16 protein-coding genes are annotated in these 12,855 nt (G+C 48.8%); 4 read left to right on the forward strand and 12 right to left on the reverse strand.

Annotation, left to right across the window (positions count from 1 at the left end):
• Positions 1 to 22: 22 nt before the first annotated feature.
• The 4 genes from ABEW73_RS08455 to ABEW73_RS08470 all read right to left on the reverse strand — a co-directional run bounded on the left by ABEW73_RS08455 (position 23) and on the right by ABEW73_RS08470 (position 3,595).
• Positions 23 to 835 (reverse strand): ABC transporter permease, encoded by an 813-nt coding sequence (locus ABEW73_RS08455; protein ID WP_430164146.1) that lies wholly within the window; start codon positions 833 to 835, stop codon positions 23 to 25.
• Positions 832 to 1,692 (reverse strand): ABC transporter permease, encoded by an 861-nt coding sequence (locus ABEW73_RS08460; RefSeq protein WP_430164149.1) that lies wholly within the window; start codon positions 1,690 to 1,692, stop codon positions 832 to 834. Before ABEW73_RS08460 ends, ABEW73_RS08455 begins: the two co-directional genes overlap by 4 nt.
• Positions 1,693 to 1,729: 37 nt before the next feature.
• Positions 1,730 to 2,749 carry an aliphatic sulfonate ABC transporter substrate-binding protein gene (locus tag ABEW73_RS08465; protein WP_430164152.1) on the reverse strand — a complete coding sequence of 340 codons (1,020 nt, stop codon included), beginning with the start codon at positions 2,747 to 2,749 and terminating at the stop codon, positions 1,730 to 1,732.
• Positions 2,750 to 2,818: 69 nt separating this feature from the next.
• On the reverse strand, positions 2,819 to 3,595 hold the full coding sequence (locus ABEW73_RS08470) for an ABC transporter ATP-binding protein (protein ID WP_430164154.1): 777 nt from the start codon (positions 3,593 to 3,595) through the stop codon (positions 2,819 to 2,821).
• Positions 3,596 to 4,088: 493 nt separating this feature from the next.
• Here ABEW73_RS08470 and ABEW73_RS08475 point away from each other — a divergent pair, with 493 nt between their 5' ends.
• Positions 4,089 to 4,661: a thymidine kinase gene (locus ABEW73_RS08475; protein WP_430164157.1), complete on the forward strand. Its 573-nt coding sequence runs from the start codon at positions 4,089 to 4,091 to the stop codon at positions 4,659 to 4,661.
• Between the two features lie 50 nt (positions 4,662 to 4,711).
• Positions 4,712 to 4,924 carry a hypothetical protein gene (locus ABEW73_RS08480; protein ID WP_430164160.1) on the forward strand — a complete coding sequence of 71 codons (213 nt, stop codon included), beginning with the start codon at positions 4,712 to 4,714 and terminating at the stop codon, positions 4,922 to 4,924.
• 197 nt (positions 4,925 to 5,121) lie between these two features.
• Here the strand turns inward: ABEW73_RS08480 and ABEW73_RS08485 are convergent, their stop codons facing one another.
• Together ABEW73_RS08485 and ABEW73_RS08490 are read right to left on the reverse strand one after the other, a co-directional pair.
• The gene (locus ABEW73_RS08485) at positions 5,122 to 5,988 is read right to left on the reverse strand and encodes a YitT family protein (RefSeq protein ID WP_430164163.1); all 867 of its coding nucleotides are present in this window, start codon (positions 5,986 to 5,988) and stop codon (positions 5,122 to 5,124) included.
• A 108-nt stretch (positions 5,989 to 6,096) separates the two neighbouring features.
• Positions 6,097 to 6,705, reverse strand: coding sequence for a TetR/AcrR family transcriptional regulator (locus ABEW73_RS08490; protein ID WP_430164166.1), 609 nt, complete (start codon positions 6,703 to 6,705; stop codon positions 6,097 to 6,099).
• Positions 6,706 to 7,045: 340 nt separating this feature from the next.
• On the opposite strand from ABEW73_RS08490, the gene ABEW73_RS08495 reads away from it, so the two are divergent.
• Together ABEW73_RS08495 and ABEW73_RS08500 are read left to right on the forward strand one after the other, a co-directional pair.
• Entirely contained in the window at positions 7,046 to 7,882 is an 837-nt protein-coding gene (locus tag ABEW73_RS08495) for a CPBP family intramembrane glutamic endopeptidase (protein ID WP_430164169.1), read from the forward strand.
• A 189-nt stretch (positions 7,883 to 8,071) separates the two neighbouring features.
• Positions 8,072 to 8,725 (forward strand): TVP38/TMEM64 family protein, encoded by a 654-nt coding sequence (locus tag ABEW73_RS08500; RefSeq protein WP_430164172.1) that lies wholly within the window; start codon positions 8,072 to 8,074, stop codon positions 8,723 to 8,725.
• An 87-nt stretch (positions 8,726 to 8,812) separates the two neighbouring features.
• Here the strand turns inward: ABEW73_RS08500 and ABEW73_RS08505 are convergent, their stop codons facing one another.
• From ABEW73_RS08505 to ABEW73_RS08530, 6 genes are all read right to left on the reverse strand, one after another.
• Complete coding sequence (locus tag ABEW73_RS08505; protein ID WP_430164175.1) at positions 8,813 to 9,694, reverse strand: GNAT family N-acetyltransferase; 882 nt, start codon at positions 9,692 to 9,694, stop codon at positions 8,813 to 8,815.
• A gap of 193 nt (positions 9,695 to 9,887) precedes the next feature.
• Positions 9,888 to 10,283, reverse strand: coding sequence for a monovalent cation/H(+) antiporter subunit G (mnhG, locus tag ABEW73_RS08510; RefSeq protein WP_098746405.1), 396 nt, complete (start codon positions 10,281 to 10,283; stop codon positions 9,888 to 9,890).
• Positions 10,267 to 10,560, reverse strand: a complete 294-nt coding sequence (locus ABEW73_RS08515; protein ID WP_076321947.1) for a Na(+)/H(+) antiporter subunit F1 — start codon at positions 10,558 to 10,560, stop codon at positions 10,267 to 10,269. Before ABEW73_RS08515 ends, mnhG begins: the two co-directional genes overlap by 17 nt.
• Positions 10,557 to 11,036: a Na+/H+ antiporter subunit E gene (locus tag ABEW73_RS08520; RefSeq protein ID WP_430164178.1), complete on the reverse strand. Its 480-nt coding sequence runs from the start codon at positions 11,034 to 11,036 to the stop codon at positions 10,557 to 10,559. The genes ABEW73_RS08515 and ABEW73_RS08520 overlap by 4 nt, the downstream gene beginning before the upstream one ends.
• A gap of 5 nt (positions 11,037 to 11,041) precedes the next feature.
• Entirely contained in the window at positions 11,042 to 12,523 is a 1,482-nt protein-coding gene (locus ABEW73_RS08525; protein ID WP_430164181.1) for a Na+/H+ antiporter subunit D, read from the reverse strand.
• Positions 12,516 to 12,854: a Na(+)/H(+) antiporter subunit C gene (locus ABEW73_RS08530; RefSeq protein WP_071220369.1), complete on the reverse strand. Its 339-nt coding sequence runs from the start codon at positions 12,852 to 12,854 to the stop codon at positions 12,516 to 12,518. The genes ABEW73_RS08525 and ABEW73_RS08530 overlap by 8 nt, the downstream gene beginning before the upstream one ends.
• Position 12,855 lies beyond the last annotated feature (1 nt).

The following is a 12,855-nucleotide window of genomic DNA, read 5'->3' on the forward strand; positions in this document are numbered from 1 at the left end:
CATAAATGGTCGACCTAACTTCCTAGAAGCCCTTATAGGTCTCTCTCCAGCTCAGCAGCCTGGATTCCAGCAGACGCACCACGGAATCGGACAGCTTGCCCACGATCGCGAAAATAATGATGCCTACAAACACGATATCCGTCTGCGAATAGGCTCTGGCGTCTTGAATCATATAGCCAATGCCCGCGCTTGTCCCCATCATCTCCGCGACGACCAGAACAAGCCAGGAGACGCCGAGCGACAGGCGGATGCCAAGCAAAATGTTCGGCAAGGCAGCCGGTACGATCAATCGGATGAGCAGCTGCGGCTTGGAATATTGAAAGATCCTTGATACTTCATACAGCTTCGCATCCACGCTCCGAATGCCAAGGAAGGTGTTCACATACATCGGGAAGAAAGCCCCCAGGGAAATCATCAGAATCTTGGAGAATTCCCCGATGCCGAACCAGAGAATAAACAGCGGAATCAACGATAAGAGCGGCACAGTGCGCAGCATCTGCAATGAGGGATCCAGCGTACGCTCCGCCATTTTGCCTAGACCCGTGGACACCCCCAAGGCGAGACCGGTCAAACCACCCAGTAAAAAGCCCGAGAGCGCTCGAAGGATGCTGATCCGAAAATGCTCCCACAGCTCACCGCTGGCCCCCAAAATCGCGAATTGCTTGGCAATCGTTAGCGGCGTAGGCAGCAGGGTTGGTGAAATCCATCCGAAACCACCCGCTGCCTGCCATAAAGCCACAATCGCGATCGGCACAAGCCAGGCATGAAGCGGCCTGGGTATGACCTTCAACCCATCCTTCTCCGCAAGTTCACGGATGGTAATTTGACTTTTCATGACTTGTCATCCCCCTTGTAGCTGTTCTGCCAACCCAGCAGTCTGCCTTCGAGCCATTTAACCAGCGTATCCGAGAGCTTTCCGACGATCGCAAACACCATAATTCCGACGAAGACAACCGTGGTCCACGAGAAGGATCGTGCGTCATTGATGATATATCCGATGCCGGAGCTTGCGCCCATCAGTTCGGCCACAACCAGACCAAGCCATGCAACACCGATCGAAAGGCGGATGCCGAGGAAAATATGCGGCAGCGCGGCGGGAACGATCAGCCTGCGAATCTGGTCCCAGCGGCTGAACTGTAGAACACGTGCTACGTCAAACAGCCTGTTGTCCACGGATCGGATCCCGAGAAACGTGTTCACGTAAAGTGGAAAGAACGAGCCTTTGGCGATAAGAAGTATTTTCGAGGTTTCCCCAAAACCGAACCAAAGGATGAACAATGGGGCGATCGCCAGATGGGGAAGCGTCCGCAGCATTTGCAAGGAAGGATCGATAAGCCGCTCGGCTTTGTACGAAAATCCTACCCATATACCCGCGGCCAAACCGAGGCTGCCGCCAAGCAGGAATCCGAGCAGCGCTCGCCAGGATGATATGCCAAGATGCCTGATCAGCTCGCCTGTGCTTGTTAGATGAACGAACTCATTCCAGATACTGAGCGGAGTCGGAAGCAGAATCGGGTTGAGCCAGCCCAGAGCTCCCGCGGTCTGCCATGCGATGATAATAAAGAGCGGAACAAGCCAGCCGATCAGTGCGTTTGTAAGCTTTAGCCGGAACCTGCGGTTTAGCCGATTTTGACGGCGTATGGACTCGGCGGGCACAACCACGGCCCCTTTGCTGATCCCTTCTTGGAGCATATACGATTACCCCCTTTCCGATTCAGATGATTTGCTCTTATTTAGACGCAGCCTCAATGTACTGATTATCAAACACGTCTTTAACCTGGATTTTTTTGCGGATCGTTTTTTGCTCAAATTGGAAATCGGCCGTTTTCTGCTGTTCGGCAATAATGGCATCCGTCACCGGAATGTTGATCGACCTTGAACGGTCAAAGGTGCCTTGAATGACTTCCTGTGGAATGCCGCGCTCATCGGCATACCGCTTTAGCGCCTCGGCCTCGTTCTCTTTCTCCCAAGCGAGCGTTTTGTTCAGCACTGTAAGATAGAGCGTGACCAAATCCGGATATTGATCGGAAAAATCCTTCCGCACGATATTGAACGACGGTGACAGAACGCCAAGCTGCTCGCCGTCTACCAGCACTTTGCCTTTGCCTGTCAGCGTGTTCAAGGTAATATACGGATCCCAGGTTGCCCATGCATCGACGCTGCCCGATTCGAATGCCGGCTGGGCTTCATCGGGCTGAAGCTGGATGATTTCAATATCGGACACCTTGACTCCTTGATCCGCCAATGCCCGGTACAGGAAGTTAAAGGCGTTGCTCCCTTTGGTCACCGCTACCTTCTTGCCCTTCAAATCACTCAAGGTCTGCGCGGAACTGCCCGGCGGCACGATGATAGCTACATTCTTCTGGCCGTGCAGACTCTGGGAAATGACCTTAAACTGAATATCTGCCGCCTGGGCAGCGATAATCGGCATATTGCCGAGCCCCGCAAAATCCAGGCGCTTCGAAGCCATCGCTTCGGTCATCGGGGGGCCGCTCTGAAACTCCGACCACTCCACCTTGACGCCCAACTTGCCAAACTCCTCCTCAAACCACTTCTCTTCGCGAGCCTTGCCAAACAAACCGCCGCTGCCTTGTACCCCGAGTCTTACGGTTAGATCTTTGTATTTACCGTCCGCTCCTTTCCTTACAGCGCTAACCTTGGGCTGGCTGTTTGCGCCCGCGCAGCCGGATGCCAAGACAGACATGATGAGGAAAACCATAATGACTACACTCTTTTTCTTCAGTTTCATGCTCAAACTCTCTCCTTTGTTTTCTATCTTTCATCTATCCTGTTAGACGTTCAGCATCATCCTGCATGTTTAAATGCCCGCACCGGTATCAAACTCCGGTTCTTCCACTTTCTCAAACTCGTGCAGCACTTTGGTCCGCAGCTCCTGAAAGGAGGAACCGGTTCGTTTGCGAGGAAACGGCAGATCAATCGGCAGAATGGAACGGATGTGGCCCGGTCTCGGGTTCATAATAACAACACGCTCGCCGAGGAACACAGCTTCATCCAGATCGTGGGTAACAAAGAGCATGGTCGTGCGGCTATTTTGCCAAATATCGAGCAGCACCTCTTGCATGTGGGAACGTGTAAATGCATCCAACGCGCCAAACGGCTCATCCAGCAGCAGCACGTCCGGATTCCGCAGCAGCGCCCTGGCGATTGCCACCCGCTGTGCCATCCCCCCTGACAGCTCCCTGGGATATGCTTTCTCGAAGCCTTTGAGCCGTACCAGCTCGATGAACTCATCCACCTTCTTGCGGATGTCCTTCTGCTTCAGCGACAAATTACCCGCGATATTCTTCTCCACGGTCAGCCATGGAAACAAGCGCGGCTCTTGAAAGATAAATCCTTTCTCGATGCTCGGACCGGATATCGGCTTGTCATTCAACAAGACACTCCCTTCGTACGATGTGTCCAGACCGGCAACGATTTTCAGCAGGGTGCTCTTGCCGCAGCCGCTCGGTCCGATTAACGTAATGAATTCTCCCTTTCGAACCCGCAACTCAATGCCATTCAGCGCGATAACATCTCCCGTCGGAGCTTGAAAAATTTTATTTACCTGTTGAATAATCAAGGTGTCCGCTGACATTCGTTTCACCATCCTATATCATAATTATTCACACCTGTTTACTCGGTATAAAAGACAAACAAAAACCTCTTTCGAGCTACTTTCTCAGAAGACGGACCACATTTAGTGGAAGTTTTTCCTTGCAGGATAAGGATGATAAACGTCTGAAGTTTATGCTTTCTTATCTCATAAAAAAAAGGAGATATAGCGCTTGTCTAAGTACGTCCATCCATCATCGTACTTGTTCATATGCGCGATATCTCCAGTTATCCGGTCGATTATCTCGGTATTCATTTGGTATGCCGTTATATTACAACCGCTGGTAAAGGTTGTCAAACCTTTTTTTCATTCCGCGCCCAAGTCCTATATGTCAGAATATAGTCCTTACAGGCAATGGACAAAAGCTGCCCAATAATGCGACAATATAATCTGCATGTCATATCTTATATTGTAAGAATTTTGCACAACTCAACGCGAAGAAGCAACATTGCATTTATAGGAAGGGAACGAAAGCATGGCTCAATTATTTTTCAAATACGGCTCCATGAACAGTGGTAAATCCATCGAAATTTTGAAAGTCGCCCATAACTACGAAGAACAGAACAAACCGGTGCTCCTCTTTACGTCTGCTCTTGATGACCGGGATGCCGTTGGGTATGTATCCTCACGAATCGGCCTTCGCCGGGAAGCAATACCTGTAACCGATACGACCGACATCTATGGGATTGTGAAGGAACATCAGCCTAAGCCATACTGCGTTCTTGTTGATGAATGCCAGTTCCTGTCCAAGGACAGCATCCTGCAGCTCGTACGGATCGTAGATGAGCTTAATGTGCCTGTCATGGGCTTCGGGTTGAAGAATGATTTTCGGAACGAGCTGTTTGAAGGCAGCCGCTGGATGCTGATTTACGCTGATAAAATCGAAGAAATGAAGACGATCTGCTGGTTCTGCGAGCGCAAAGCGATCATGAACCTTCGCGTCATTGACGGTAAGCCCGTGTATGCCGGCGAGCAGATCCTGATTGGTGGGAATGATACCTACTTCCCTGTTTGCCGCAAATGTCATACCAATCCCCCTTTATCATAGGACGTTTTCACAAGCAATCCACCATTCAAACGTGAGGAGTAGGATGACCCATGCCGATAGTCAGACCGCTAGTAACCGACCAGGACTTTCAGGAAGTTATGGAGCAGCAGATCCGTATACGCATCTTCAAGGACAATCATCTGATTGATTCTGGCAGTCTCGTCATCCGCTTCACAGACGAAACCGTCATTACACAATCCAGCGTCAGTTCGCTCGGCTATCATAAGCGGGATGAATGCGAATTTTTTGAAGTACGGAAATGAGAAATGATAGATGGATTGCCTGAGTGCTTTCATGATAGACCTCTTCTACGAAGATCTGTCAGAGCCTCAGGCAATCTTTCTTTATCTCAGAGTGAGACCACATATAGCGGTCACAAAAAACAGCGGCCTTCTGCAGAACTATCTGCAAAAAACCGCTGTTCGTTAATCAACTTATTATAAGTGCGTACGCTTATACCCTAGTGAATATCAGACTTCGCCATGCTCCCGCCCAGCACATCCGCGACATTTTGAATCGAAATAAATGCGTTCTTATCAATCTCCTGCACAACCGTCTTCAGCTTCGCAATCTCCAGCCGGGTGATGACGCAATAAATCATCTGTGTATCTTCTTTCGAATATCCACCCTTGGCATAGATCATGGTCGTGCTGCGGCCAAGACGCTGCATGATGGCACTTGAGATTTCTTCATATTCATTGGATATAATCGTAACGGATTTGGACTCGTCCAAGCCCTCTACCACAATATCCATCACTTTTGCCGCTATGTAATATGAGAAAATCGAATACATGGCCGAATCTGCACCGAATACAAACCCTGCCGTAATAAAAATAAACACGTTGATGATCATGATGATTTGTCCGACCGGCATCCGCAGCTTTTTGGACAGCAGGATAGCGACGATCTCCGTACCGTCGAGCGCTCCGCCATAACGGATGACAAGACCTACCCCCAGCCCCAGAACCAAACCACCAAACAGCACCGCCAAAATTTTCTCGTTCGTAAACGGGTCTACGTGATGCAGGAAGGTTGTCGCCACCGACAATACCACGATCCCGTATAACGTGGAAAATGCAAACGTTTTGCCGATCTGCTTGTAACCGATGAACAGAAACGGTAAGTTGATAATGAACAGGAACACACCCAGGTTAATGGGCGTAATCGATGATAATACGATGGAAATACCGGTAATACCACCGTCAATAATTTCGTTGGGCACTAGGAATATTTCAAGCGCCACGGCCATCAGAATTGCACCGATGGTAATAAAGATGAACCGTTTCAGAATTTCGCCGACTGTCAGATTTTTGTGTTTTTTGACCATGCCATTCTCCTTTTGTATCTTTTTTCACACGAAGTGCCTGTCGAAGAACCATTGTATTAAAAAAAGGAATGACATGTCAATGTTGACACGCAAAGTTACTTAGGACTTTTAGGCCATTGCCTTGTCATCCAGACATAAGGAACGCAGATGCTGATCGATAATCCTCTCGATCTTTTCTTTGGCGAGCTGCTGTGGCCTCATGATATGATGAATCGCTAACCCATCCACCAATGCGTATATTCGCTCCTTCTCATATTCAAGATCCAGCTCGGGTTTAGCCAGCTTATGGGCAACCAGGGTATCCACCACATAATGGCACGCCTTGGTTAAACCATCGTACATATGATCCGTCATTATTCTTAATTCGGGATACACTAGCGCTTTGGCAACAAACGACAACCACACCTCCATTTCCATCGTCCTATCCTCATCCATCGGCAGAAATTGCATCAACACTTGCTTTACATCCGCTAAGACGGGTCCGTTTAAGGCTAGAGAAGAAAAACGTTCTTCAATCCTCTCGATAATAAGCTCCATACAGAAAGTCAACAGCTCAGCCTGGCTGGTAAAATAGTGCCTCAGCGAACCTACGGATAATCCCGCCTCTTCCGCAATATTGCGTACCGTCGCTTTTTCGAGTCCACCCCTCTGAATCACCCGCAGGGCAGCCTCAGCGACCCGTTGTCTTTGTTTATCATGATCTACGATTTTTGGCATAATCCCATTATACACTTCCGGTTTTTTTTAATACAACGTACTATAAACAACATTTCAGTTTCCTCGGTTTGCTTCTGCAATGCCTACTCTCGTAAAAATAGGTTCTCTCTTTGGAACACCTTGGTAGAACCAATACTATATATATTAATATCAAAAAGAATCGTGAACACGCACAGCGTGTTCTTAGGAGAGGGGCGAGTTTGTCATTCGCACATTAACTGAATCGAAGGCTAGGCATGGTGTCTCTCGTGCATTCCGTGATCGGGAGGGACGTTTAAACCTGTTCTGGCGTGTCGTCCTTGGGTGGCTGGCTTTTGTTACAGGGCTCGGACTAGCGGTTGTGATAGCCACGACAGCGAGTTCCTACGAGATCCCCACGCTCGGGCTGCAAATCCTCCTTGCAGTCGTAACAACAAGTGTATCCGTACCGCTGATTTATCTGCTTAGGCGTTATGTCGACCAGCGTCCCTGGAGCGGACTTGGTCTTAGCTCTCCTCCTTCCGGTTTTCGTTATTTCCTTCTCGGCATTGGTCTCCTTGCCCTGGTCACAGCAGCAGCCTTGCTGATTGGCAGTGCCGCCGGGTGGCTCCGAATCGTGGCATTCCACTTCCCTGTCGCTACGATGCTCGTTATCCTCATCAACGTTCCGATTGCTTTTTTTTACGAAGCCTTTCCTGAAGAATTAACCTTCCGCGGTTATGTGTTTCGGAACCTGAACACCCGTTTTCCGCGCTGGCTTGCGCTGATCCTTCAGGTTGTGTTATTCGTACTTGCACCTATCGCCGTAACGGGATTCATGGTGGCCATAGGAATAGGTACATGGGATCTGATTACGGTGGAGTATATCATCAATTTAATTGCTTTTGGTACGGTATTGCAGCTGTGCCGCATCGTATCCAACAATCTATGGATGAATATTGGCTTTCACCTGGCCTGGCTGGAGATGGTACGGTATGTCGTGGTGCCTTCGAATTATGCATTCATCGAGATCGAATACCTTTCTATTTGGGGCAATTATATAGTCACGATTGGTTCGGTCATCATCGGAATTATTCTCTTGGTCGTGTGGTCACTGCGGAGCAAGAATCGAATCGATTGGAATGGGGTCGAGCCGGATCTTCCCCCGGATACGAATCCAGAAACCAAGGAAGCTGCCCTGCCCTCCCATTCTGGATAACAAATCGTTAACTGGTATAGCTCAAACTTTCCACGCCTTTCGGGGAGTTTGAGCTTTATTTGTGATCATCCATCCGGTCCAATACCTGCAATTTATAATATTGGTTTCCGTTATGCTATAATATATTCCATCCGAGATCGACCAGAAAATACATAATTTTACCCTAGGCAGGGAGAGGATTTACTCATCATGTTGGAATGGCTTCAGAATTTATGGACCCATATAAAGGAAATGGACATGGATCAAGTACAGGGATGGCTTGAGCAGTATTCACAGCTCGGTCCCATTCCTGGTATTTTGCTTCCATTTATAGAGGCGTTTCTGCCCATACTGCCCCTTATCGTCCTTGTCATGGGGAACTCCGCAGCCTACGGTTTATGGTGGGGATTCTTACTGTCCTGGATCGGTGTTTGCCTTGGATCCATTACCGTGTTTTGGATCGTTCGCAAGCTGGGCGGCAAGCTGGGATTGCTTATTCAAAAAAGAATGCCGGGATCCCAGCGTTTTTTCCATTGGATCGAAGAAAAAGGTTTTACGCCGATCTTCATCCTGTACTGCTTCCCCTTCACACCTTCCTCGCTGATCAATATTGCTTCCGGCTTCAGTACGGTATCGGCTACGACATTTACGATAGCGGTGATGGCGGGTAAATCCGTAATGATCTTCATGGTCGCATTTATCGGACATGACTGGCAAGCTTTTATAACACAGCCCTGGCGTATTCTTATCGCAGTCGTTGTCCTATGGCTGCTGTGGTTAACCGGCAAAAAGATGGAAAAACGTTACCATCATGAAGATCATCCGGGAAGTATCGTGATAAGCAACAAAAAGACAAAGCGTTAAATTCATAACAAGACCCGCCTATCCGTTGCAACCGGGACTAGCGGGTCTTGTTATAGTAGACGTGCTTAGATGCGGAACAAACCCATCTTACTCCAATACGTAAGCCGCCAGTTTATGTACCGCGTCGAACCCCGCACGTTGATACAGCTGGATCGCGCCTTCATTTCTCTGGTCCACGCATAACGAGATGTCTTCCGGCTGTACGATATGGAACAGATAATGAAGTGCTTGGTCAAGAAGTGCCCGGCCATAGCCCTTCCCCCGGAAATTTTCGGATACGGCGATGTATTCAATGCTGCCTTCCTTAAATTCGGGTTCACCTTCCACATAAACATAGCCAACGAGCTGTCCTTGTTCCGTAAGCATAAAGAGTCGGTGATCCTCATCCAGCTGCTGCATAATATCCTGAGCGCTGAGATAGGTATAAGGGAAATTCGTACCATGCAGCTTCACAAATTCATCCGCATACTCGGATGTGAAATCCTGGAGTTCAGAAAGGCGATCCTTTAAAAGGGCCGATTTTCGGATTCGTAGAACATGATGCTCTCCTGACTTTCTCCCCCCTTTGTCTTCCATAAAGCGTGCAGCGGATTGATGATCCACATTATAAAAACCGTAATAACGATTTACGCAGCCTTCCAGCTTCGAGGTCCCTGTATCCCATAGCTGCTCCGCCAATCGATTCCATTGCTCACCTTCCGCGCTGATAAAAGGTCCCCATAATTCAGCGGACCGTTCTTCTTCATCAACATCGAATCCCAATGCCCCCACAATCTGATCTTGATCATATATGACGGTGAATTTTTGACTGCTCAGTTCGCCATTCTCCGTGAACTCCGCCTGAAGCGTGTTGTAAATCTCGCCTTCCTGTTCACCGCAGTATCCGACATGATGATGACGAATCCCATTTAATCTTGCAAGAAAGGAAGATAACTCTCTAAGTTTCATATCAGCTTGCTCTAAAATCATCTGTAGATGTTCTCCTTGTTCATATTCTGCTGGAAGTGCTAACGTTCATTCCCAAGCATTTCGAATAGATTTTGGTCAATTCTACCATGGTGATGCCCACTGACCAAGCTTTAACAAAAAAATGGGCTTCCCAAGTTTATGGAAAGCCCATTTTGTCAGTTGTCAATATGTCAGTCTGGGACTCCCTGTTCGGTCATCCCTTCTCGGAGCGCTCCCCTTTCTGGGAAGCGCGCATCCGCTCACGTTCGCGCTTGAGTTCAGGCTTAAGGTCATCGTGAACGCTGTTCTCCCACATGGACACGCCGGATCGATACGCCGCCCTCCCATTCAAGTGACCCGCTACCGGCCCCGTAATAAATACGAATACAATTCCCAGCAGCAGTTTTGCACTGACATGCTCCAGGTAGAAGGTGAAATACAGAAATGCGCCTGCAAGAATCAAGAGGACGCCTAGCGTAGCACTTTTAGTTGCTGCATGAGACCTCATATAAACATCCGGCAGACGGATAAGGCCAAATGCACTCAAGGCACCAAGTAAAGCTCCAAGCAGTACCATCAGAGCGATCAGAAACTCACCGATCTGACTCATCGTTTGTGCGTTCAATGACATCACCCCTCTCGATATATCTAGCAAGCGCAGTTGTTCCGATAAACGTCAGTATCCCGATCAACAGAATGATATCAAAATAGACGGTTGTCCGGAACAGCATGCACAGAACAGCGATCATGGACAACAGTATAATTCCAATCGTATCCAGCGACATGATCCGGTCGTTCATGGAAGGTCCCTTGATTAACCGGTACAAGCAGCCCAGAATAGCCAGGGACAAAATCACCAGAGAGGCAATCAGGATGCTATGAATCATGTGCGGGTCACCTCCTTGATCGCGCGTTCGAAGGTATCGCGGATCTGATTCGACAGCTCTTCGACATCTTCAATATCCATCGCATGAATATACAGTGTCTGACCATCGCGAGACACTTCCAGAGTAAGCGTTCCTGGCGTCAAGCAGATCAGGCACGATAACACCGTAATCTCCCAGTCGGATTTCAGCTCGGTTGAGTAGGCGAAGATGCCTGGACGAACATTCAGCTTCGGTCTTAGGATCTGTCCAATTACCGTGATGCTCGATTTTAACAGTTCCCTTAGGAACAAGAGCAGCAGCAGAATGATGGACCACAGCTTGCGCAAATAGAAATCGTGCGGCCAGAAGCGTCGCAGCAGATAAATCAGCAGGATTCCGATCAGATACCCGATGATCAATTGCTGGGGGGACCAATTATTGTTCAGGAACATCCAGACAACGGCAATGATGATATTTAACAGAATTTGATGGCCCATATCCACTACTCCTTTAATACAGCGTTAATATATAGTGATGGATCGGATAATACGGCGCCTGCTTGAGAGGTGTAGGAATATATCCACTCCGAACCCACCCCAAGGACAATCACCATAACCGTTAGCCCAATAGCTGCCGCATAAGCTGTCTTGTGGATTCTGACCGGTTTCGATTCTTGGAGTCGAGGTGATTCGCCCCAGAATGCCCCCATAAACACTTTGATCAAGGAATACAATACCGCCAAACTTGATGCCAATGCCAGTCCCGTTAGCACATAATGGCCTCCGCTCAATCCGCCGCGAACGATGAGGACTTTGCCAAGAAAGCCGCTAAGGGGCGGGATGCCGACCAGAGCCAGTGCAACGATAAAGAACATCCATCCCACCAAAGAATGGCGCTTCATCAGCCCGCCCATCTCGCTCAGCTTGTTCGCGCCTGCACTGGCGATGATGATACCGCCCAGAATAAAGAGCAGCGCCTTTGCTATCATGTCATGCATCAAGTAGAATACGGCTCCGTTCAAGGAATCAGAAGATGCCGTCGCTATGCCGAAAGCGATAAAACCGACACTGATAATAATGTTGTAGTTCAGGATCCGTCCAAGATCCTTATACGCAACCGCGCCCAAACTGCCCAGAATCATCGTTGCCGCAGCCATCCAGCCGATGACGGCATGGATGCCGCCGGTATCGTGATAGAAGATCAACGTAAACGTACGGATAATCGCATATAACCCAACCTTCGTAAGCAGCGCGCCGAACAAAGCCGTAACTGCCGCTGGAGGTGCACTGTAGGAACCGGGCAGCCAGAAGAACAGGAACAAACCCGCCTTCAGTGCAAATACAATCAGGAACAGAAGACCGATGACCGATAAGATTCCATCCTGCTGCACTTCGGCCACGCGCAGGGACAGATGCGCCATATTCAACGTGCCGACTGTGCCGTATAAATAAGCAACGGCTGCAACAAACAAGGTGGATGAAATAATATTTATCAGCATGTACTTTAAGGTTTCCCTCAACTGGCGCTTGGTGCCGCCCAGCACGATCAAGGCGTAGGAAGCGATCAGCATAACCTCAAAACAGACAAACAGGTTAAACAAATCCCCTGTGAGGAACGATCCAATCACGCCAGCCAGCAAAAATTGAAAAAAAGCATAGAAGTAATGCTTCTCTCTCTCTTCCCCGATGCTCTGGAAAGAATAGAACAAACAGGCAGCCGCGACAATCAACGTTGTAAGCACCAGCAGTGCCGCGAGCATGTCGGCCACAAATACGATTCCATACGGCGGCTGCCATCCACCCATGTGAAGTGTCTGGATGCCCTCATGGTTTACCTGACTTACAATGAACAACGCCACAAGCAGGTTGACTGCGATACTAACCGCACTGATCCAACGCTGAACACGAACATATTTGGAACAGAAAATAAGAATAACAGCTGTAACCAGCGGAATAAGGAGAGGAAGAACAATTACATTATTCATCATCCATCCCCCTTAGCTCCTCCATGTTGTCCGTGCCCAAGCGTTGATACGCTTTATACGCCAGTACGAAGAAGAACGATGTGACGCCAAAGCTGATGACAATGGATGTCAGAATCAACGCTTGCGGAACGGGGTCAACGTAGGATGAAGCCTTCTCGCCAAGCAGCGGAGCAGCACCGGTCTTCAGCCGCGACATGGTGAGCAGCAGCAGATGGACACCATGGGTTAACAGGGAAGTACCGAGAATAATCCGCAGCAAGCTTTTGGATAAGATCTGGTATATCCCAACCGCAAAAATAATCCCGATGGCAAGCGACATATAAAGTTCCATG

This window comes from Paenibacillus lautus (genome assembly GCF_050482385.1).
GTDB classification, from domain to species: domain Bacteria; phylum Bacillota; class Bacilli; order Paenibacillales; family Paenibacillaceae; genus Paenibacillus_AQ; species Paenibacillus_AQ lautus_B.

What these genes read in the sequence shown, in the direction of transcription:
- ABEW73_RS08505 (WP_430164175.1), bottom strand. Translation starts at nt 9,694, where the DNA reads ATGATTTTAGAGCAAGCTGATATGAAACTTAGAGAGTTATCTTCCTTT.
- ABEW73_RS08475 (WP_430164157.1), top strand. Translation starts at nt 4,089, where the DNA reads ATGGCTCAATTATTTTTCAAATACGGCTCCATGAACAGTGGTAAATCC.
- mnhG (WP_098746405.1), bottom strand. Translation starts at nt 10,283, where the DNA reads ATGAGTCAGATCGGTGAGTTTCTGATCGCTCTGATGGTACTGCTTGGA.
- ABEW73_RS08480 (WP_430164160.1), top strand. Translation starts at nt 4,712, where the DNA reads ATGCCGATAGTCAGACCGCTAGTAACCGACCAGGACTTTCAGGAAGTT.
- ABEW73_RS08485 (WP_430164163.1), bottom strand. Translation starts at nt 5,988, where the DNA reads ATGGTCAAAAAACACAAAAATCTGACAGTCGGCGAAATTCTGAAACGG.
- ABEW73_RS08460 (WP_430164149.1), bottom strand. Translation starts at nt 1,692, where the DNA reads ATGCTCCAAGAAGGGATCAGCAAAGGGGCCGTGGTTGTGCCCGCCGAG.
- ABEW73_RS08455 (WP_430164146.1), bottom strand. Translation starts at nt 835, where the DNA reads ATGAAAAGTCAAATTACCATCCGTGAACTTGCGGAGAAGGATGGGTTG.
- ABEW73_RS08520 (WP_430164178.1), bottom strand. Translation starts at nt 11,036, where the DNA reads ATGGGCCATCAAATTCTGTTAAATATCATCATTGCCGTTGTCTGGATG.
- ABEW73_RS08470 (WP_430164154.1), bottom strand. Translation starts at nt 3,595, where the DNA reads ATGTCAGCGGACACCTTGATTATTCAACAGGTAAATAAAATTTTTCAA.
- ABEW73_RS08525 (WP_430164181.1), bottom strand. Translation starts at nt 12,523, where the DNA reads ATGAATAATGTAATTGTTCTTCCTCTCCTTATTCCGCTGGTTACAGCT.
- ABEW73_RS08490 (WP_430164166.1), bottom strand. Translation starts at nt 6,705, where the DNA reads ATGCCAAAAATCGTAGATCATGATAAACAAAGACAACGGGTCGCTGAG.
- ABEW73_RS08530 (WP_071220369.1), bottom strand. Translation starts at nt 12,854, where the DNA reads ATGGAACTTTATATGTCGCTTGCCATCGGGATTATTTTTGCGGTTGGG.
- ABEW73_RS08465 (WP_430164152.1), bottom strand. Translation starts at nt 2,749, where the DNA reads ATGAAACTGAAGAAAAAGAGTGTAGTCATTATGGTTTTCCTCATCATG.
- ABEW73_RS08500 (WP_430164172.1), top strand. Translation starts at nt 8,072, where the DNA reads ATGTTGGAATGGCTTCAGAATTTATGGACCCATATAAAGGAAATGGAC.
- ABEW73_RS08515 (WP_076321947.1), bottom strand. Translation starts at nt 10,560, where the DNA reads ATGATTCATAGCATCCTGATTGCCTCTCTGGTGATTTTGTCCCTGGCT.